This is a genomic window from Pseudomonas sp. P110(2024) (assembly GCF_057480795.1).
Window position 1 is genome coordinate 246031 of the sequence record NZ_JBLIYT010000003.1, and the last position, 18868, is coordinate 264898.

General features: G+C 64.2%; 17 protein-coding genes. 10 read left to right on the forward strand and 7 right to left on the reverse strand.

What is annotated here, in order from left to right; translation table 11 throughout:
* The first annotated feature begins 55 nt into the window (after window positions 1-55).
* The 5 genes from dsbA to AC25ND_RS06290 all read left to right on the forward strand — a co-directional run bounded on the left by dsbA (window position 56) and on the right by AC25ND_RS06290 (window position 6330).
* Entirely contained in the window at window positions 56-691 is a 636-nt protein-coding gene (dsbA, locus tag AC25ND_RS06270) for a thiol:disulfide interchange protein DsbA (protein ID WP_062359983.1), read from the forward strand.
* Window positions 692-703: 12 nt separating this feature from the next.
* The gene (locus AC25ND_RS06275) at window positions 704-1555 is read left to right on the forward strand and encodes an endonuclease/exonuclease/phosphatase family protein (RefSeq protein ID WP_028688670.1); all 852 of its coding nucleotides are present in this window, start codon (window positions 704-706) and stop codon (window positions 1553-1555) included.
* 96 nt (window positions 1556-1651) lie between these two features.
* Window positions 1652-3610, forward strand: a complete 1959-nt coding sequence (locus AC25ND_RS06280) for a GGDEF domain-containing protein (RefSeq protein WP_062359981.1) — start codon at window positions 1652-1654, stop codon at window positions 3608-3610.
* A 79-nt stretch (window positions 3611-3689) separates the two neighbouring features.
* Window positions 3690-4466, forward strand: a complete 777-nt coding sequence (locus tag AC25ND_RS06285) for an N-acetylmuramoyl-L-alanine amidase (RefSeq protein ID WP_028688668.1) — start codon at window positions 3690-3692, stop codon at window positions 4464-4466.
* A gap of 244 nt (window positions 4467-4710) precedes the next feature.
* Window positions 4711-6330, forward strand: a complete 1620-nt coding sequence (locus AC25ND_RS06290; protein WP_062359979.1) for an EAL domain-containing protein — start codon at window positions 4711-4713, stop codon at window positions 6328-6330.
* A gap of 26 nt (window positions 6331-6356) precedes the next feature.
* Here AC25ND_RS06290 and AC25ND_RS06295 read toward each other — a convergent pair whose 3' ends face one another.
* Window positions 6357-8135 (reverse strand): KinB sensor domain-containing domain, encoded by a 1779-nt coding sequence (locus AC25ND_RS06295; RefSeq protein ID WP_062359977.1) that lies wholly within the window; start codon window positions 8133-8135, stop codon window positions 6357-6359.
* On the reverse strand, window positions 8132-9478 hold the full coding sequence (algB, locus tag AC25ND_RS06300; RefSeq protein ID WP_062359975.1) for a sigma-54-dependent response regulator transcription factor AlgB: 1347 nt from the start codon (window positions 9476-9478) through the stop codon (window positions 8132-8134). The genes AC25ND_RS06295 and algB overlap by 4 nt, the downstream gene beginning before the upstream one ends.
* Before the next feature lie 390 nt (window positions 9479-9868).
* Between algB and AC25ND_RS06305 the strand changes: the two genes are divergently transcribed.
* The 5 genes from AC25ND_RS06305 to AC25ND_RS06325 all read left to right on the forward strand — a co-directional run bounded on the left by AC25ND_RS06305 (window position 9869) and on the right by AC25ND_RS06325 (window position 14250).
* The gene (locus tag AC25ND_RS06305; protein ID WP_028688726.1) at window positions 9869-10153 is read left to right on the forward strand and encodes a hypothetical protein; all 285 of its coding nucleotides are present in this window, start codon (window positions 9869-9871) and stop codon (window positions 10151-10153) included.
* Window positions 10154-10192: 39 nt separating this feature from the next.
* Window positions 10193-10354: a DUF1328 domain-containing protein gene (locus tag AC25ND_RS06310; RefSeq protein WP_028688664.1), complete on the forward strand. Its 162-nt coding sequence runs from the start codon at window positions 10193-10195 to the stop codon at window positions 10352-10354.
* Window positions 10355-10359: 5 nt separating this feature from the next.
* A complete protein-coding gene (locus AC25ND_RS06315; RefSeq protein ID WP_028688663.1) occupies window positions 10360-10830 on the forward strand; it encodes an inhibitor of vertebrate lysozyme family protein in 471 nt (156 codons plus the stop codon).
* 729 nt (window positions 10831-11559) lie between these two features.
* A complete protein-coding gene (gene gltP / locus AC25ND_RS06320; RefSeq protein WP_028688662.1) occupies window positions 11560-12894 on the forward strand; it encodes a glutamate/aspartate:proton symporter GltP in 1335 nt (444 codons plus the stop codon).
* 126 nt (window positions 12895-13020) lie between these two features.
* Window positions 13021-14250 (forward strand): nucleoside recognition domain-containing protein, encoded by a 1230-nt coding sequence (locus AC25ND_RS06325; protein ID WP_062359973.1) that lies wholly within the window; start codon window positions 13021-13023, stop codon window positions 14248-14250.
* On the opposite strand, the gene AC25ND_RS06330 is transcribed toward AC25ND_RS06325, so the two are convergent.
* From AC25ND_RS06330 to AC25ND_RS06350, 5 genes are all read right to left on the reverse strand, one after another.
* On the reverse strand, window positions 14232-14846 hold the full coding sequence (locus AC25ND_RS06330; RefSeq protein WP_062359971.1) for an ABC-type transport auxiliary lipoprotein family protein: 615 nt from the start codon (window positions 14844-14846) through the stop codon (window positions 14232-14234). The genes AC25ND_RS06325 and AC25ND_RS06330 overlap by 19 nt on opposite strands.
* The gene (locus tag AC25ND_RS06335) at window positions 14843-15781 is read right to left on the reverse strand and encodes an MlaD family protein (protein ID WP_028688659.1); all 939 of its coding nucleotides are present in this window, start codon (window positions 15779-15781) and stop codon (window positions 14843-14845) included. Before AC25ND_RS06335 ends, AC25ND_RS06330 begins: the two co-directional genes overlap by 4 nt.
* A 3-nt stretch (window positions 15782-15784) precedes the next feature.
* A complete protein-coding gene (locus AC25ND_RS06340; RefSeq protein ID WP_062359969.1) occupies window positions 15785-16570 on the reverse strand; it encodes an ABC transporter ATP-binding protein in 786 nt (261 codons plus the stop codon).
* On the reverse strand, window positions 16567-17700 hold the full coding sequence (locus AC25ND_RS06345) for an ABC transporter permease (RefSeq protein WP_028688657.1): 1134 nt from the start codon (window positions 17698-17700) through the stop codon (window positions 16567-16569). Before AC25ND_RS06345 ends, AC25ND_RS06340 begins: the two co-directional genes overlap by 4 nt.
* Window positions 17701-17783: 83 nt before the next feature.
* Window positions 17784-18806 carry a DUF5924 family protein gene (locus AC25ND_RS06350; protein WP_028688656.1) on the reverse strand — a complete coding sequence of 341 codons (1023 nt, stop codon included), beginning with the start codon at window positions 18804-18806 and terminating at the stop codon, window positions 17784-17786.
* Window positions 18807-18868 lie beyond the last annotated feature (62 nt).

The following is an 18868-nucleotide window of genomic DNA, read 5'->3' on the forward strand; positions in this document are numbered from 1 at the left end:
GGCCTGTCCTACACGGGTCGCGTCGAGGCGACCAAAGACTGCTCAGGAGTAAAGCATGCGTAAACTGATTCTCAGCGCCGCGCTGGTCGCCGCCAGCGTATTCGGTATGGCCGCCGTGCAGGCCGCGGAGCCTGCAACCGCCGGCAAGGAATATATCGAGCTGAGCAACCCGGTGCCTGTTTCGGTACCCGGCAAGATCGAAGTCGTCGAGCTGTTCTGGTACGGCTGCCCGCACTGCTACCACTTCGAACCGGTCATCAATCCCTGGATCGACAAGCTGCCCAAGGATGTCAATTTCAAGCGCGTACCGGCCATGTTCGGCGGCCCATGGGATGCCCACGGCCAGATGTTCCTGACCCTGGAAGCCATGGGTGTGGAGCACAACGTCCACAACGCGGTATTCGATGCCATCCAGAACAAGCGCATGCGTCTGACCAAGCCTGAAGAAATGGCCGACTTCCTGGCCACCCAGGGCGTGGACAAGGACAAGTTCCTCGCCACCTTCAATTCCTTCGCCATCAAGGGCCAGGTCAACCAGGCCAAGGAGCTGGCCAAGAAGTACGAGATCACTGGCGTACCGAGCATGGTCGTCAACGGTAAATACCGCTTCGACCTGGGCACCGCCCAAGGTCCGGAAGGCGTGCTGAACGTCGCCGACCAACTGATCGCCAAGGAGCGCGCCGCTAAGTAAGCGGCGATTGCCATGCGCTTGCGTGCCACGCGAGGCATCGGCCTGCCCCAGCCGCAGGTCAACGAGCATCACCTGCGGGCCACCGGCCTGCCGGAAGATGGTCGCCTGCGGCTGCTCAGCTTCAACATCCAGGTCGGCATCAGCACCGAGCGTTATCGGCACTATGTTACCCGCAGCTGGCAGCACCTGCTGCCGCACAACGGGCGCGCCGGCAACCTGCAGAAGATCGGCGACCTGCTCGGCGACTTCGACCTGGTGGCCCTGCAGGAGGCCGACGGCGGCAGCCTGCGCTCCGGCTTCGTCAACCAGGTCGAGCACTTGGCACAGCTGGGCGCCTTTCCCTACTGGTACCAGCAGCTCAACCGCAACCTCGGGCGTTTCGCCCAGCACAGCAACGGCGTACTCAGCCGTCTCAAGCCCCAGCACCTGGAAGACCATCCCCTGCCCGGCCCGTCCGGCCGTGGGGCGATCCTGGTGCGCTTCGGCGAGGGCGAGGATGCGCTGATCGTGGTGATGATGCACCTGGCCCTTGGCGCCAAGACCCGCGCCCGTCAGCTGGCCTACATCCGCGAGCTGATCGGCGGCTATCGCCATCAGATCCTCATGGGTGACATGAACACCCACGCCAACGACCTGATCGACCACTCGCCACTGCGTGATCTGGGCCTGATCGCGCCCCAGGTCGAGGCCACCTTCCCCAGTTGGCGCCCCCAGCGCTGCCTTGACCATATCCTGCTCAGCCCAAGCCTGACGCTCGAACGTGTCGAGGTGCTGGCGCAGCCTATTTCCGACCACCTTCCGGTTGCCGTCGAGATACGATTGCCTGATGCCCTGACTGTGGATACGCTGCCGGTCCTGAGTTAGTCCTGCCTGGGCGAATCCGGCGCTCAAGTGTTGGGCTTTTCCGCCGAAATCCAGTGATTGCAGGACTAGATGCCACTACCCGTTGCGGATCCAGGCATGACCGAAGAAGCCGAGCGCTGGAAAGAAAAATACCTCAAGAGCATCGAGCAGCAGGAAAAGCTCGAGCGGCGCTGGGAAGCACGTCTCGACCTGCTGCGCCGTGGCCTGGTGCGCAGCACCCTGGCGGCTGAAGGTAGCGACAAGACCGTTGACCAGTGCATGAAGGAAATGCGCGAGGTCATCCGCAGCGACAACATGGACGCCGGCCTCGCCGGGCTGATTCCGCGCCTGGAAAAAGCCGTACTCGACTCCGAGCAGCGCCGCGAAACCCGCATGAACCAGGTCAGCGACGCGCTGACTGCGCTGGTTACCCAGTTGCAGACCCTGCCGCTGCCAGGCGAGGTGTCGCGACCGCTGAAAAAACTGGCGAAGAAGCTTGATGGCGGGGTCAGCCAGTCCCGTGAGCTGCCGCCCTTGCTGGGTGAACTCAGTGGCTTGCAGGGACGCGCCCTGAGTGCGATGCAAAAGCCCGAGGACGGGACTCGCCCGGGCTTCCTGCAGCGTCTGTTCGGTGGTCGTGACGAGCCCCAGGCTGAGCTGGCGCCTGCGGCGGTCGACGCCCCTGTGCCTGCGTCGCTGGAGGCGCCCGTCATTGCGCCTGAGGTGCAGCCAAGGGACGCTGATGAGCTGCATGCCGTGGCACCCGCGCCGGATGTCACGCCTGAGCCTGCCGAATTGTCCGGGCCCGAGGTCGAGTTACCTGGTCCCGCACTGGTTGAAGCCACGCCGGTGCCCGTTGCCGAGCCGCAACCTGAACCGCAAGCACTGGTGCAGCCGGTCGAACACATCGATCCGCAAGCCGAGGCCTCTGTCGAGGACGAAGGCGCCGCTGCGCGCGAACCTGAGGCCACGGTCGAGGAGGTCGTCGGCGAGGACGGTCCCTACGCCCTCCCTGACGCGGTCGAGCCGCCGTACAGTCAGGTCGCCGCTCATATCGAGCAGACCCTGATCGGTCTGCTCGACGACCTCAGCCTGCCGGAGCGTCACAAGGCCCAGGCCCTGGAGATGCGCGAGCGGGTTTCACGGGGGCTGAACTGGTACGAACTGATCCCGGTCCTGGATGACCTGGCTGTGCTCATGCTGGCGATCACCGACAGTGGCCAGCATGAATTCGAAGCCTACCTGCAACAGCTCAACGAGCGCCTGGAGTCCTTCCAGAGCCACCTGCACGAAGCCAGCGCCGGCCATGCCGACAACAGCTCCGCCGCCCGCGCGCTGGACAGCCAGCTACGCGAGCAGGTCGATGGTCTGCAAAGCAGCGTGCAGGGCGCCGTCGATGTCGACAGCCTCAAGCACATCCTGGAGAACCGCCTCGAAGGCCTGCTGGTGACCATGGACGATCACCAGCACGAGCGTGATCGCCGTGAGCACGAGCTGGCCAGCCGCCTGCAAGGCCTGGCCGAGCGTGTGGCAAGCATGGAGCAGGAGGCCCTCGGTTACCGCGAGCATCTCGAGGAGCAGCGCCAGAAAGCCATGATCGATCCGCTGACCGGTCTGCCCAACCGTGCAGCCTGGAGTGAGCAGGTCGAGCGCGAGGTACTCGACTGGCAGGAAAATGGTGGCCACCTGGCCATGGCGATCCTCGACCTTGATCATTTCAAGCGCATTAACGACGGCTATGGCCATCTGGCGGGCGACAAAGTGCTGAAGATCGTTGCTGATCAGTTGCGCAAGCGCTTGCGCGGCCGCGACTTCATCGCCCGTTTCGGCGGCGAGGAATTTGTCCTGCTGATGCCGCAGACTTCGCCGCCGGCAGCGGTGCAGGTGGCCGAGGCAATGCGTGCGGCCATCGAGGCCTGCCCGTTCCACTTCAAGGGCGAGCGGGTGGTCATCACCACTTCCATCGGCATCAGCGCCTTCCGCTCCGGCGAGCGCGGCGACCAGGTGCTCAAGCGCGCCGACGAGGCGTTGTACCGGGCCAAGGAGCTGGGGCGCAATCGGGTGGAGCAGGGTTAGTCGGGTTCAGGGTGAGCAATCGTGACCGGCACGTTATACTGTAGCATTGTTGCCGCTGACTCCATGACGTGCCCCTGCTATGAAAAGACTCTTCACCGCCCTGCTCCTGCTGGCCCTGGCAGGTTGTTCCAGTGGCCTGCGCATCGACCGCAGCCATCCTTCGGCCAACCAGGACAGCCGTATCCAGTTTGTCGTGCTGCATTACACCAATGCCTCGCTGGAGCGCTCCCTTGCCCTGCTGACCCATGGCGAAGTCAGCAGCCACTACCTGATCGGTGACGGCCCGGCCACGGTCTATCAACTGGTGGACGAGAATCGTCGTGCCTGGCACGCCGGGGACAGTCAGTGGCAGGGGCGTACCTGGCTCAATTCAAGCTCCATTGGCATCGAGATCGTCAACGAGGGGTATACCGACACCCCGACCGGGCGGGTCTGGCACCCGTACAGTGAAGCACAGGTGCAGGCGCTGATCGCGTTGCTCAAGGATATCGTCAAGCGCAACAACATCGACCCGCGCCATATCATTGGCCACAGTGATATCGCGCCGTTGCGCAAGCTCGACCCGGGCCCGCTGTTCCCTTGGAAGCGCCTGGCCGACGCCGGTCTGGGCATCTGGCCGGACGCCGCGTCGGTGGCACGCCAGCAGGCCTATTTCGAGGTCAACCCGCCGAGCGTCACCTGGTACCAGCAGCAGCTGGCGCGCTTTGGCTACGCCATCGACCAGACCGGCGAATGGGATGTGGCCACTCGTCATGTGATCGCCGCCTTCCAGATGCGCTTCCGTGCGCAGCGCTTCGATGGTGTGCCGGATGCGCAGACCGCCGCGATGTTGCAGGTGCTCAACCGCAAGCGGTGAGGCAGCTTTCATAGCATAGAAACTGGTCTTGCCCTGTGGGAGCGGCCTTGTGTCGCGAAAGGGCCGCAGCGCGGCCCCAGGATCTCGAGTCTGACTAAAGATTGCCGGGGCTGCTGCGCAGCCCTTTCGCGACACAAGGCCGCTCCTACACGGGAGCGAGCAAATCCTGGCAATCACACGCCCAGCGGCCACGCCAATCATCGATTCAGTTGCTATACCTTTGGTATTCAACTGGATGCCACGCATGTTTGACCTCCTCGCTTCGGTGCGTCAATTTTTCCACCGACCCTGGCTGTTGGCCGCGCTCGCGGCGTTGGCCAGTGCCGCACTGTTGCTGGCGATCAGCGTCAATGTGGCCTTGCAGCAGATGAAGCAGAGCGAAAGCGCACAGATGAACGCCCAGGGCGAGCGTTTTCTGGAGCGCCTTGAGCAGGTCTTCGGCCAGTTGCGCGAGGGTGTGGACCAGCTCCAGGCGCAACCCCTGCGCGGCTGCGATCCGCAGATGCTGGCGCAGTTGCAGCAGGTGGCGTTGGAGTCGCGGTTCATCTACGAGGCGTCCTATGTGGAAGGTACGCTTGCCTGTTCGAACCGCGGCGGCGAGCGGATCATCGAACCCTTGCGCAGCCCGGACATCCAGGGGCCGACCTACAGCTACTGGCTGAACACCACCACCGAGCCCAACGAAAACCTCGCGGCGCTGATGCTGGGTCGGGGCCGCTTCGTGGTGTCCACCTCCCGTGGCCACCTCACGGACGTGGTCGATTTGCCCCCAGGCGGCAGCTTGCTGGTGGTGCTCGATCGGGGCACGCGGGCCATTCCGGTACTGGGGCCGGCGCAACCCTGGCCACCCATCGCCGATTGGCCGCCGCCCCAGGGCAAGTCGCTGATCGAGCTGCCCGATCGCCTGGTCTATCGCATGTCCACCAAATCGCCGGACTACCAACTGGTGCTGATCGCCCCGCGCGCCAGCCTGCCCCTGAAGCTTAATGGCCTGCTCTGGTTGCTTTTTCCCGGCAGCCTGGTGCTGGCGGCGTGCATCGGCTGGCTGGTGCTGCAACTGATCCTGCAACGCCGCTCGATGAGTTCTGAGCTGCAGCAGGCCTTGCGCCGGGGCGAGCTGCAGGTGCTGTACCAGCCGATCTTCGAGCTGGACAGCCGGCGCTGTGTCGGGGCCGAGGCTCTGGTGCGCTGGCGCCGTCCGGATGGCAGCCTGACCAGCCCGGACCTGTTCATTCCCCTGGCAGAGAACACCGGGCAGATTCGCCAGATCACCGACTTCGTCTTACAGCGGGTGCTCGAGCAGCTTGGGCAGTTGCTGCGGGCCAACCGCCAGTTGTATATCTCGGTGAACCTGGCGGCCTGCGACGTCATGGCGCCGCGTATCGGTCGAGTGGCGGCGCGACTGCTGGCCCATCATCGGGTGGCGCCCCGGCAGATCGCCTTCGAGGTGACCGAGCGCGGGCTGATCGATGTGGTGGTGGCGCGGGACAACCTGCAGGCCCTGCGCGCCGTGGGGCACCAAGTGTTGATCGATGACTTCGGCACCGGCTATTGCAGCCTGGCCTACCTGCAGACATTGCCGGTGGATTGCCTGAAGATCGACAAGTCATTTATCGACGCCCTCGGCCATGACGCCGCCAGCAGCGGTGTGGCGCCGCACATCATCCGCATGGCCCATGACTTGCACCTGCGGGTCATCGCCGAGGGTATCGAGTCAGAGGACCAGGCGGAGCTACTTAACAGCGAGGGTGTCAACTATGGACAGGGCTGGTTGTTCGCCCATCCGTTGAACGCGCGTCAGTTTGCCGAGCTGATTACCCGGGGGCGGCGGGTGGCAGGGCGGCGGATCGATGATGAGCCTTGAGGCTGATTGCCTGAAAAAAAGCCGTGTCAGACCGGTAAGGCCATGTAGAACTGCGTACCCTGCCCAGGCCGCGAGAATACGCCCATCCGCCCGCCATGCAGCTGGACGATCTCCTTGCACAGCGCCAGGCCCAGGCCGGCCCCGCCCTTCTTGCGCCCGACCTGGACGAACGGCTCGAAGATCCGCCCTTGCTGGCCGTAGGCGATGCCTTCGCCGTTGTCTTCGACACTGATGATCACCCGTTCGGCATGGCGCCGTGCGTGCAGGCGGATACGCCCTCCACTGCCGGTGTGGCGGATGGCGTTGTGCAGCAGGTTGTCGAGCACCCGGTCGAGCTGCGTGACGTCGGCCTGGATGCGCGGCAGTGGTGACTCCAGCTCGAGTATCAGCTCGATCTGCTTGCTCGAAGCCTGCTCGGCAGAACGTGCCCGAGCGCGCTCGAACAGTTCGTCGAGGGCGCAGGGAGCCAGCTCCAGCTTCTGCAGGCCGCTTTGATAGCGGGAGAAATTGAGCAGGTCGTTGATCAGCTGGGTAAGGCGCTGCATTTCTTCGGCGATGGTTTCGAGCAGATCGTTCTCCCGCGCATCAGGCGGGAAACTGACCCGCTCGCGCAGCAGGCCGAAGGCCATGTGCATGCCAGTGACCGGCGTGCGCAATTCGTGGGAGGCGCGCAGTACGAATTCGCTGCGTACCCGCTCGAAAGCGCGCAGCTCGGTAACATCGTGCAGCACCATCACCGCGCCAAGGATCGGCCCCTCGGGGTGGCTGACCGGGGTCAGGCTGTAGGTCAGCAGGCGGGTTTCCTCATCCACCTCCAGACTCAGGTCGTCCGGTGGACGATCCAGGCTGCCGCCGCGCAGTACCTGGCGCAGTTGCAGGTCCAGCTCCGGGCGTTGCAAGGCCTCGGCCAGGCCTGTGCCCCGGCGGCTCGGATCCCAGCCGAGTTGACGCTGGGCTACCGGATTGAGGTGTTCCAGGCGGCCCTGGCGATCGATGATCAGCAGACCGTCATCGATGCTGTCGAGTACCGCCTGCAGGCGTTGCTGGCCGGCCTGCAGTTCATCGATGTTGGTGGCCTGGTGTTTGCGCAGGGCATCGGCCATCAGGCCGAAGCGGCGGGTCAGCTGATTGAGCTCGGTGGCCTGGGTCACCGGCAGGGTGACGTCGAAATTGCCCTGACCGATCTGGTCGGCGGCCTTGGCCAGTGCCTCGATCGGCTGGCCGAAGCGCCTGGCTATGTTGTGGGCAGTGATGAAACCTAGTACCAGCACAGTGAGGCCAACCATGCCGAGCATGCCACTGATGAGCAGGGCTTGATTGCGCGACTGCTCCTCGCTGCGGGTGATTTTTTCCAAGGCGTGGCGGTGGGACTCCAGCAGGTCCATGCGTACCTGGTTGAAGGCCGCTCCGAGGGGCTGCTCGACACCCATGCTGCGTGCAGGCGAGGGGCTCTGTCGATAGGCCTGGACAAATGCCTGGTAGTTGCTGGCGGCCTTGCTCAAGCCGGTGCGTTCTCCGCCTTGTTCCAGTCCCTGATCGAGGAGTGTCTGGAATTGGTCCTGCAGGGTGACGAGGGTATTCGGGGTGGTGTCCTCGTCGAGAATCAGATTCAGCTGTTCGCCCAGGTTCTGCCGCAACTTGAGGGCCAGCTCGAGCGTGTAGGTGGTGTCCTTGACGACGTGCTGCTGCAGGGCTGCCATCTGCAGCACGCTGAAAAGGCCCAGCAACAGGCCAAGCAAAGCCACGGTAACCAGTGCCGAGATGCTCAGGAACAGCCGTGTGCGTAGCTTCATCGGCCATTTCATAAGTTGTATTGCTTGCGCTTGCGATAAAGGGTGGAGGCATCAATGCCCAGGGTCTTGGCTGCCTGGTCGAGGGTGTCGCTGGCAGCGAGCACCGCCCCGATATGGGCACGCTCAAGCTCATCCAGGCTCAGCGCCGCACCGACCCTGGGCGCGTTGCTGGCGGGTTGTTCGGCCATGCCCAGGTGGATGATCTCCACCCGCTCCTGGGGACAGATGATGCTGGCGCGCTCGATCACGTTGCGCAGTTCGCGAATGTTGCCCGGCCAGCGGTAGTTGAGCAGCGCCGTGCGTGCTTCATCGCTGAAGCCGCGGGCCGGGCGCGAGTACTCCTTGACGAAGCGGGCAAGGAAGCGGTCGGCCAGGGTCAGTATGTCCTCGCAGCGCTCGCGCAGCGGCGGCAGGTGCAGGGTGATGACGTTCAGTCGGTACAGCAAGTCTTCACGGAAGCGGTTCTCGCGGACCATCTCGTCGAGGTTGAGATTGGTGGCCGCGAGGATCCGCACATCCGCCCGGCGGGTGACCGGGTCGCCGACCCGCTCGTATTCCTTGTCCTGGATGAAACGCAGCAGTTTTGGTTGTAGCGTGAGGGGAAAATCGCCGATTTCGTCAAGAAACAGCGTGCCGCCATCGGCCTGGCTGACTCGGCCCAGTGTGCTTTCACTGGCGCCGGTGAAGGCGCCGCGCGTGTGGCCGAACAGCTCGCTCTCCATCAGCTCGGCATTCAGCGAGGGGCAGTTGATGGTCACGCAGGCCTTGCGTGCCCGCTTGCTCCAGCCGTGGATGGCACGGGCCAGCTCGCCCTTGCCGGTGCCCGACTCGCCCAGGATGAGAATGTTGGCGTCAGTGGTCGCCACCTGGCGCGCGGTTTCCAGCACCGCCATCATCGCCGGGCTGTGGGAGTCCAGGCCGTCCTTGGGTTTGCGCACCTCGCCTTCGAGGGCCTCCAGGCGCGCCGACAGTTGCCGGACCTCCAGCTGCTTGGCGGTAGCCAGGCGCAGCTGGTCGGGGCTGCAGGGTTTGACCAGGTAGTCTGCGGCGCCGGCCTGGATGGCATCCACCGCAGTGTCGATGGCCGAGTGGGCGGTGACGATCACCACCCGCATCCACGGTGCCTGGATACGCATCTGTGCCAGTACGTCCAGGCCATTGTCCTCGCCCAGGCGCAGGTCGAGGAAACACAGGTCGAACACCTGGCGCTGCAACAGTGCCTCGGCCTGGGCAGCGCTGTTAGCCGTGGCCACGTTGTAGCCCTCATCCTCGAGGCAATAACGGAATGTGCGCAGGATGGCGGACTCGTCATCCACCAGCAGAATGCGGCCTTGGTTGTCCTGGGCTGATTCCATTTCCTGCGCTCCTTTGGGATTGATCTCAATTAGTGTCGGAAAAATCGGGCAAGTTGCATGGTCGATTCTGATTGATTCTGCTCCATGCATGCTAGCTGCATGCCTTAATGATGGCTAAGTCTCTGATAAATATGAAGTTGATCGCTGGCAATTGGCTTCTATTCGGATTCCACGGGCTGAAATCGAGGCATCGGCAGGGATTGGCCGACGGCTGTGTCGTGCAAAACGCACGACCCGATTGTGGGTCATCGTGCAGGATACGTCCCTCGGTAAGGCGGGCGTATTTCGTAACTTTATGATTTAAAAGGATTTTTATTGTTCGAGAAGGCTGGCATGCAGGCTGCAATAACCTTTGCAGAATGGATAACAAGCACAGCAGGAGGAGTCGGCATGAATCGCCCCCAAGACAATCGTACGCAGAGCGCTGTAGTCCCCCTGCACCAGCTGTTGTTCCTCGGCATGGCCTTGCTGCTCACCCTGGCGGCGGGCCTCTTCTACCACAGCTGGCAGACCGCCCGGCTGGCCGAGCAGGTGGCGGTGCAGACCGCGCTGTTGACGCAGTTACGGACAACCCATGCCTCTACCCTGGTCAAGGCCGCCGAGCCGCTGCCCAGTGCCGACAATGCGCCTGCCGTTCTCGAGCGTGTTCAGCCCGAGGAGCGTTGGGTGTTCTGACGCCATCGACCGATTTCGCACAAGAAAAGGAGAAACATCATGCTTAGTTGGGCAATCACCTTCCTGATCATCGCCATCATCGCCGCAGTCCTGGGTTTTGGTGGTATCGCTGGCGCCGCGACCGGTATCGCGAAGATCCTCTTCATCATCTTCCTGGTGCTGTTCGTAGCCTCCTTCTTCTTCGGCCGTGGCAGAGGTTGATGACCATGAGCAGGATGCTCCCCAAGGCCCTGCTTGTCGCGCTGCTGCTGGGCAGCGGCGCGACAGCGCTGGCGGCCAATGACGGCCAGGTCCGGGCCAACCAGTTGCTTGGCTCGGACCCCGAATACCAGAAAACCTGGCAGAAGACCCTCAAGAACGAGGAGCGCCTGCCCGAGTGGGTGATCAACCTCAGCGGGAGCTCGGCGCAGCAGATGTCTGCGGTAACCGAGGACGGCGACAAGTACTTGGTCGGCCCGCTGTGCGAGTCCGAAGGCAACTGTACCTACAAGCGCCTGATCGTGGCCTTCAGCTGGGACAAGGACGAAGCCTACGGCATGCTTGTGGAGGTGCCCGAAGGGCTGCCTGCCGACAAGTCACCTACCCGTCATGCCGACTACCGCTGGCTGGGCAAGCCGGATGACGGGATGAAGGCTCTGCTGCGGGAGCAGCTCAAGCGCGACCCGAACTGGTACTGACCAGCGGTCGGGGACTGTAATGCTATAGAAGCTGAACCTTTTTACCTTTCAGGCTTCTATGGTGCGCCGCCCCGAGGAGGGGCGGCGCATGACCAGGGGGCCGGGCCGCTCTGACTGTTGCAGGGTCGCAGTGGCCTAGGGGTACAGGGAGTGCCTCCGTCATGGGCCGGGTCAGGAGAGGGTGGCATCGGAAGTTGCAGGTCGGTTGGCTCCGAACAGGACGATGTAACCGATCTGGCTTCCGAAGCGCCTGTGGGAGTTCTTCCTTTAATACGAGCGACTTTTTACTTCAGACACATTTTGTCGCTACCGTATATCGATTTTTTTTTACTTGTCCGACAGGTCAGCTCATGTGGCATTTCAGCCATTCGGATTGTCGAACACGCCACTTCACACCTTTCTGTGCTCCCGTCAAATCGGCCTAAAAATGGCGCTTTGGCCTTGTTCGGAAATCCGAACGTTGAAAATCAAGGACTTGGCGATGCCCGATTTCGCCTTCCGGTCTCATGCCGATTCGGCATAGGGTAGTCGTTTCCGGCATTAGACTGCCCCTCCCCACGTCGCAATAGTTGCCGCCTTTTTCCTCGGCCCGAGCGCCAGCAATGTTCGCTCGCGGTGTCCTTACAGTGGGACGCCGGATCGACCAGGCGCAACCGGAATGGCTTCAAGCCGCTCTGGCATGCACCTTTTCGGCCGGTGCCCGTGACCACTACAACAAAGGGTAATGACATGAAGAAGGCAAAACTGAGCCTCGCCTGGCAGATCGTCATCGGTCTGTTGCTGGGCGTTGCAGTCGGCGCGCTACTGAATCATTTCAGTGCAGAAAAGGCATGGTGGATCAGCAACGTCCTCCAGCCAGCCGGCGACATCTTCATTCGCCTGATCAAGATGATCGTCGTCCCGATCGTGATTTCGTCGCTGATCGTGGGCATCGCTGGGGTTGGCGACGCGAAGAAACTGGGCAGCATCGGCCTGAAGACCATCATCTACTTCGAGGTGGTGACCACCATCGCCATCGTCGTCGGCCTGGTCCTGGCCAACGTGTTCCACCCGGGCGCCGGCATCGACATGAGCACCCTGGGCACCGTCGACATCTCCAAGTACCAGGCCACCGCGGCCGAGGTGCAGCATGAGCACGCGTTCATCGAGACCCTGCTCAACCTGATCCCGTCGAATATCTTCGCGGCGCTGATGCGTGGCGAGATGCTGCCGATCATCTTCTTCTCGGTGATGTTCGGCATGGGCCTGTCGAGCCTCAACGCCGACCTGCGCGAGCCGCTGGTGCGCACCTTCCAGGGCGTGTCGGAGACCATGTTCAAGGTCACCCACATGATCATGAACTACGCCCCGATCGGCGTGTTCGCCCTGATCGCCGCCACCGTCGCCAACTTTGGCTTCGCCTCCCTGCTGCCGCTGGCCAAGCTGGTGCTGCTGGTGTACTTCGCCATCGCCTTCTTCGCCTTCATGGTGCTGGGCCTGGTGGCGCGCGTGTTCGGCTTCTCGATCATCAAGATCATGCGCATCATGAAGGACGAGCTGATCCTCGCCTACTCCACCTCCAGCTCCGAGACCGTGCTGCCGCGCGTGATCGAGAAGATGGAGAAGTACGGCGCGCCGAAGTCGATCTGCTCGTTCGTGGTACCGACCGGCTACTCGTTCAACCTCGACGGTTCGACCCTGTACCAGAGCATCGCGGCGATCTTCATCGCCCAGCTGTACGGCATCGACCTGTCCTGGAGCCAGCAGCTGCTGCTGGTGCTGACTCTCATGGTCACCTCCAAGGGTATCGCCGGCGTGCCGGGCGTGTCCTTCGTGGTACTGCTGGCCACCCTGGGCAGCGTGGGCATTCCGCTGGAAGGCCTGGCCTTCATCGCCGGTGTCGACCGCATCATGGACATGGCCCGTACCGCGCTGAACGTGGTGGGCAACGCCCTGGCCGCAGTGGTCATCGCCAAGTGGCAGGGCATGTACGACGCCGAGAAAGGCGCGGCGTACTACCAGTCGCTGGTGCTGGAAAAAGGCAAGAAAGAGGCTGTGATGGCGGGCAAGACCGTCAACCAGTAAGCCACTGAGCTGAACGAAGAGCCCCGACTTGTCGGGGCTTTTTGTTGTCTGCGCAATAGTCGAGGGCGCAGCCCTCGCCCGCAATCTTCGCTATCATTCGGGCACTTTTCACGGGGGAACACACGGATGCTCAACGGCCTCTGGCTCGGCTTTTTCCTGGTGGCGGCCATCTCCGCCCTGGCCCAGTGGCTGGTGGGCGGCAACGCCGGCATCTTCGCCGCGATGGTCGAGAGCATCTTCGCCATGGCCAAGCTGTCGGTGGAGGTCATGGTCTTGCTGTTCGGCACCCTGACCCTGTGGCTGGGTTTCCTGAAAATCGCCGAGAAGGCCGGCATCGTCGAATGGTTGGCCAAGGTCCTTGGCCCGCTGTTCGCCCGGCTGATGCCGGAAGTGCCGCCCGGCCACCCGGCCCTGGGCCTGATCACCATGAACTTCGCCGCCAATGGCTTGGGCCTGGACAACGCCGCCACGCCCATCGGCCTGAAGGCCATGCGCGCGCTGCAGGAGCTCAACCCCAGCAGTACCACGGCGAGCAACGCGCAGATCCTGTTCCTGGTGCTCAACGCTTCGTCGCTGACCCTGCTGCCGGTGACCGTCTTCATGTACCGCGCCCAGCAAGGCGCGCCCGATCCGACCATGGTGTTCCTGCCGATCCTGCTGGCCACCAGCTGCTCGACCCTGGTCGGCCTGCTGTCGGTGGCGGTGATGCAGCGCCTGCGCCTGTGGGACCCGGTGGTGCTTGCCTACCTGGTTCCCGGTGCCCTGCTGCTGGGCGGTTTCATGGCCTTCCTCGGCACCCTGTCGGCGGCCGCGCTGGCCAGCCTGTCGTCGATCCTCGGCAACCTGACGCTGTTCGGGGTGATCATCCTGTTCCTGGTGATCGGCGCGTTGAGGCGGGTGCAGGTGTACGAGGCCTTCGTCGAAGGCGCCAAGGAAGGCTTCGACGTGGCCAAGAGCCTGCTGCCTTACCTGGTGGCGATGCTGGTGGCAGTCGGTGTATTGCGCGCCTCAGGGGCGCTGGAGCTGGCTCTGGACGGCATTCGCCATGCGGTGAACTGGATGGGCCTGGACACCCGCTTCGTCGAAGGGTTGCCCACCGCGCTGGTCAAGCCGTTCTCCGGCAGCGCGGCGCGGGCCATGCTGATCGAGACTATGCAGACCCAAGGCGTGGACAGCTTCCCGGCCTTGGTGGCGGCGACCATCCAGGGCAGCACCGAGACCACCTTCTACGTGTTGGCGGTGTACTTCGGCGCGGTGGGCATCCAGCGGGTGCGCCACGCCGTCGGCTGTGCGTTGCTGGCCGAGCTGTCGGGGGTGATCGCGGCGATCTTCGTCTGCTATTGGTTCTTCGCCTGAGCCTGGCTGACGGTCCAGTCGATCACCTGGCGCGCCAGCTGGTCGCTGGCCGCGCCGAAGCCGGCGACCACCGCCGGGACCTGCTGTTCGCCCAGCACCTGGCGCACCTCGAAGCGTTTACTCGCGAGGATGCGCTGGCTGCGGCCCTGCACCAGCCGCGCGTCGTAGCGGATCACCACCTCCACCGCCCCGCCTGGGTGGTATTCGCTCTGGAAGGCCTGTAGCTCGCCGCCCAGCTCGTAGTCAGCCTGCAGGTTGCTGTCATCGGCGCTCAGGCGCTGCACCCGGCCATCGCGCTGGAAACCGTCGAGCAGGCGGTTGCGCACCAGCATCGGCGTCGGGTCGCTCCAGCGTGCGCCCTTGTAACTGCTGATCACATCGCCCTGGGGGATCACCGCGATACGCGGTCCGGCCAGGGCTTCGCTGGTCAGCGGCTTGTTCAGGCGCAGCGACCAGTCCAGCGGTGCGGCGGCGCGGGCCGACTGGTTCACCGGCAGGCGGTAGATATCCACAGGCTCGCTCTGCGGCAGGATCGAACAGGCCGAAACCAGGCTCAGCGTGGCGGCGGCGAAGGCCAGGCGCAACGATGGGATCATGGCTGGAACTCCTTGTTGTTGTCGCGGCCCAGCAGGTAGCCGCTGGGGTCGGCTTCCAGGCGCCGGGAGATGCCCTTGAGCGAGTTGAGGGTCTCACGCAGTTCGCGGATCGCCGGGGCGATCTGGTTCAGGCCCTGGGCACCGTCGTCCAGAGACTGGCGGTTGTCCTGCAACAGGCTGTTGATGGTGGCGGTGCTTTCGGCCAGCGACTGCATGGCCTGTTCGGCACTGCCGATGGCCTGCTTGCCCTGGGTGCCGAGCAGGCCGTTGGCGTTGCGCATCAGCGCCTGGGTCTCGGCCAGGGTGGCGTTGGCCTGCTTGCCGACCTGGGCCAGTTGCTCGATGGCATCGGCGATGCCGCCCTTCTGGCTGGCGAAGGCGCCAGTGGTCTGCTCCAGGTTGGCCAGGGTGTTGCTCAGGCGCTCGATATTGCTTTCGGAGAACATCAGGTTGGCGTTGTGTAGCAGCAGGTTGATGTTGGTCACCAGGTCGCTGCTGTCGTTGAGCAGGCGTGAGATCGGCGACGGCGAGGCGACGATCACCGGCAGTTTGCCGCCCTTGCCCTTGAGTTCTGGGCTCTGCGGGGTACCGCCGCTGAGCTGGATGAAGGAGTTGCCAGTCACCCCGGCCAGGGTCAGCTTGGCCTGGGTGTCTTCCTTGACCGGCGTGTCGCCGCTCAGGCGCACGCGGGCCAGCACCCGGCGCGGATCGTTCGGGTCCAGGCGCAGGCTGCTGACGTCACCGACCTTGATGCCGTTGTACTGCACCGGGCTGCCGCGGGACAGGCCTGAGACCGCCTCGTTGAATACCACTTCGTAGTCCTTGAAGGCGTCGTCGACGCTGGACTTGGTCAGCCACAGGCCGAACAGCATGGCGCCGGCCACCACCAGCACGGTGACCAGGCCGATCAGGACATGATGAGCTCGGGTTTCCATCGTTCAGCGCTCCTGGCGGGCGCGCAGGGCGGCGTCTTCGGCCGCCCGACCACGCGGGCCGTGAAAGTATTCATGAATCCAGGGGTCTTCAGTCTGCTCGACCTCGGCCAGGGGCCCTGCCACGAGCACCTTCTTCTGCGACAGCACCGCCACCCGGTCGGTGATGGTGTAGAGGGTGTCCAGGTCGTGGGTGATGAGGAACACCGACAGCCCCAGGGCGTCGCGCAGGGTCAGGATCAACTGGTCGAAGGCGGCGGCGCCGATCGGATCGAGGCCGGCGGTGGGCTCGTCGAGGAACAGGATGTCCGGGTCCAGGGCCAGGGCGCGGGCCAGGGCGGCGCGCTTGATCATGCCGCCGGACAGCGACGCGGGGTACTTGTCGGCGGCGCTGATCGGCAGCCCGGCCAGGGCCAGCTTGACTCCTGCCAGGTGCTCGGCGTCGGCCCGCGACAGCCCGGCATGCTCGATCAGCGGCAGGGCGACGTTCTCGGTCACGGTCAGCGACGAGAACAGCGCGCCCTTCTGGAACAGCACGCCGAAGCGGCGTTCGACCAGCGAGCGCTGGGTTTCGTCGAGGCTGGCCAGGTCCTGGCCGAACACCTTGACCGTGCCTTCGTTGGGCCGGCGCAGGCCGACGATGCTGCGCAACAGCACCGACTTGCCGCTGCCCGAGCCGCCGACCACGGCGAGGATCTCGCCGCGGTACAGGTCCAGGTCGAGGTTCTCGTGCACGCTCTGGCTGCCAAAGCGGTTGCACAGGCCCCGGGCTTCGATCACGGCTTCAGTCACCAGCCCATCTCCATGAAGAACAGCGCGGCCACCGCGTCCAGCACGATCACCACGAAGATCGATTGCACCACGGCAGAGGTGGTGTGGGCGCCCACTGATTCGGCGCTGCCGCTGACCTTGAAGCCTTCCAGGCAACCGATGGCGGCGATCAGGAAGGCGAAGAACGGTGCCTTGGCCAAGCCCACCAGGAAATGCTGCACGCCGATGTCGCTCTGCAGCAGCGAGAGGAACATGGCCGGCGAGATATCCAGGGTCAGTGCGCAGACCACCGCGCCGCCGATCATGCCGCAGAGCATCGCGACAAAGGTCAACAGCGGCAGCGCGATCAGCAGCGCCAGCACCCGGGGCACCACCAGCAGTTCGATGGGGTTCAGGCCCAGGGTACGGATGGCGTCGATCTCTTCGTTGGCCTTCATCGAGCCGATCTGCGCGGTGAACGCGCTGGCGGTGCGACCGGCCATGAGGATGGCGGTCAGCAGCACGGCGAATTCACGCAGGAAGGAGAAGGCCACCAGATCGACGGTGAAGATGGTCGCGCCGAAGTCGGCCAGCACCGTGGCGCCGAGGAAGGCCACCACCGCGCCCACCAGGAAGGTCAGCAAGGCGACGATGGGCGCGGCGTCCAGGCCGGTTTGCTCGAGGTGCGCGACCACCGGCGTGACGCGCCAGCGGTGCGGCTGGAACAGGCGCAGGAACAGGGTCTGCAGGATCAGGCCGACGAAGCCCAGCACCTGGTTGGTGTCCTGCCACAGCTGGTCGACGGCGCGGCCGATGCGCGCCAGCAGCAGGAGCAGCACCGGTTGCTCCGGCTCCTTGACCGGGATGCAGTAGTCCTGCACCGAGCAGTAGACGTTCTTCAGCAGCGCGCGGCTGGCATCGGGGAGTTCGTCAGTGCAGCGCGACAGGCGTTCGGAACCCAGCAGCTCGGCCAGCAGCGAGGCGCCGGCGGTGTCCAGGCGGCCCAGCTGGCTGAGGTCGACCTGGGTGTCATCGCCGTACTGGCTGCCCAGGCGCTCGCATTCGCGCTTGAGGCTGGCGTAGTGGGCCAGGGTCCAGTCGCCGACGATGCGCAGGCGCGAGGGCTGCTCGGTGGTGTCCAGGGTGGCGCTGGGGACGGTCATAGGCTCCATGCGTCTGACTGAGGGCATAGAGGCTGATCATAGCGCATGTTGAATGTGTGCTGACTGGAGGGCTGCACAGCAGCCCCAGCCCTTCACTGCGCAGGCGCGCCGTCGACCACCTTGAAGCGCAACACCCCGATCACCTGCCCGTCCTCGGTCAGCACCCTCACCTGCCACTTGCCCACCGGATTGGGCGGGAAGTTCTGCTTGTGGGTCCAGGCCCGGTAGCCTTCCTTGCGCCCGCCGTGGATATCCAGGGCGATACGGTCCACTTCCTTACCGTCCAGCTGCCACACATGGTAGATGCGCTCGTTCAGGCCACGGGGCGCGTTGATGGCGGTATAGGCGTAAAGTCCGCCGCTGCGGATGCGGCTGGCGGCCACTTCGTCCAGCGAGGCGCCCGGCTGGCGGTTGAGCACTTCGGTGCTGATCGCCACGTCGGTCATCCACAGCGTGGCCGGCGGTACCCAGGAGCGCAGCAGCCAGCCGCCGCCACCGACCGCCAGGGTCACCAGCACCAGAGCCACGCCGCGGCGCCAGTTGTTGATCGGGAAGCTGCTGGCCAGGCTCGGGAACGACAGCACCATGGCGGCGATCAGCGCCAGCTTGAAGCTCTGCGCGGTGGTCAGGTGGAGGATGATCGGCAGCGCCGTGAGCATCGCGGCGAACAGCGTCAGGGTGTGCAGTGCGAGGAACAGCCAGCGGCGTGGCGCCAGCCACTTGTGGTACAGCGGGTCGACGATCGAGATCAGCCCGGCGGCGCCGAGCAGGCCGGTGAAGATCAGCTGGCCGCTGTTCCAGGTGGTGGTGATGAAGAAGAACGGCAGGACGAAGAACAGGCTTTCCTGGTGGATCATCTGCGTCGCGAAGCGCAGCAGGGGCTGCGGGATTTCGCGCTTGAAGGTGCGGGCGAACAGCTCGGTGAGGGTGTTCTCCAGCATCAGCCAGATCCAGCTGACCAGCATGACGATGGCGATCCAGCTGGCCAGGCCGGCCTGGCGGTCGACCAGGATAAAACTGCCGATCCCCGAGAGGAAACCGTAGAGCGCGATGATGCCGGGGTAGCGTTTGAGCAGTTCGATGATGCGCAGGATGAAGCCGGGGATCGGGGGCATGGGTTTACAACAGGAAGAGGCGTGTTCGAGGCGTCCGGGACGTGGACGCTATTGGCTGACAG

Bases quoted from the DNA above. Each gene is read 5' to 3' on its own strand.
- dsbA (WP_062359983.1), top strand. From the start codon at position 56: ATGCGTAAACTGATTCTCAGCGCCGCGCTGGTCGCCGCCAGCGTATTC.
- AC25ND_RS06275 (WP_028688670.1), top strand. From the start codon at position 704: ATGCGCTTGCGTGCCACGCGAGGCATCGGCCTGCCCCAGCCGCAGGTC.
- AC25ND_RS06280 (WP_062359981.1), top strand. From the start codon at position 1,652: ATGACCGAAGAAGCCGAGCGCTGGAAAGAAAAATACCTCAAGAGCATC.
- AC25ND_RS06285 (WP_028688668.1), top strand. From the start codon at position 3,690: ATGAAAAGACTCTTCACCGCCCTGCTCCTGCTGGCCCTGGCAGGTTGT.
- AC25ND_RS06290 (WP_062359979.1), top strand. From the start codon at position 4,711: ATGTTTGACCTCCTCGCTTCGGTGCGTCAATTTTTCCACCGACCCTGG.
- AC25ND_RS06295 (WP_062359977.1), bottom strand. From the start codon at position 8,135: ATGAAATGGCCGATGAAGCTACGCACACGGCTGTTCCTGAGCATCTCG.
- algB (WP_062359975.1), bottom strand. From the start codon at position 9,478: ATGGAATCAGCCCAGGACAACCAAGGCCGCATTCTGCTGGTGGATGAC.
- AC25ND_RS06305 (WP_028688726.1), top strand. From the start codon at position 9,869: ATGAATCGCCCCCAAGACAATCGTACGCAGAGCGCTGTAGTCCCCCTG.
- AC25ND_RS06310 (WP_028688664.1), top strand. From the start codon at position 10,193: ATGCTTAGTTGGGCAATCACCTTCCTGATCATCGCCATCATCGCCGCA.
- AC25ND_RS06315 (WP_028688663.1), top strand. From the start codon at position 10,360: ATGAGCAGGATGCTCCCCAAGGCCCTGCTTGTCGCGCTGCTGCTGGGC.
- gltP (WP_028688662.1), top strand. From the start codon at position 11,560: ATGAAGAAGGCAAAACTGAGCCTCGCCTGGCAGATCGTCATCGGTCTG.
- AC25ND_RS06325 (WP_062359973.1), top strand. From the start codon at position 13,021: ATGCTCAACGGCCTCTGGCTCGGCTTTTTCCTGGTGGCGGCCATCTCC.
- AC25ND_RS06330 (WP_062359971.1), bottom strand. From the start codon at position 14,846: ATGATCCCATCGTTGCGCCTGGCCTTCGCCGCCGCCACGCTGAGCCTG.
- AC25ND_RS06335 (WP_028688659.1), bottom strand. From the start codon at position 15,781: ATGGAAACCCGAGCTCATCATGTCCTGATCGGCCTGGTCACCGTGCTG.
- AC25ND_RS06345 (WP_028688657.1), bottom strand. From the start codon at position 17,700: ATGGAGCCTATGACCGTCCCCAGCGCCACCCTGGACACCACCGAGCAG.
- AC25ND_RS06350 (WP_028688656.1), bottom strand. From the start codon at position 18,806: ATGCCCCCGATCCCCGGCTTCATCCTGCGCATCATCGAACTGCTCAAA.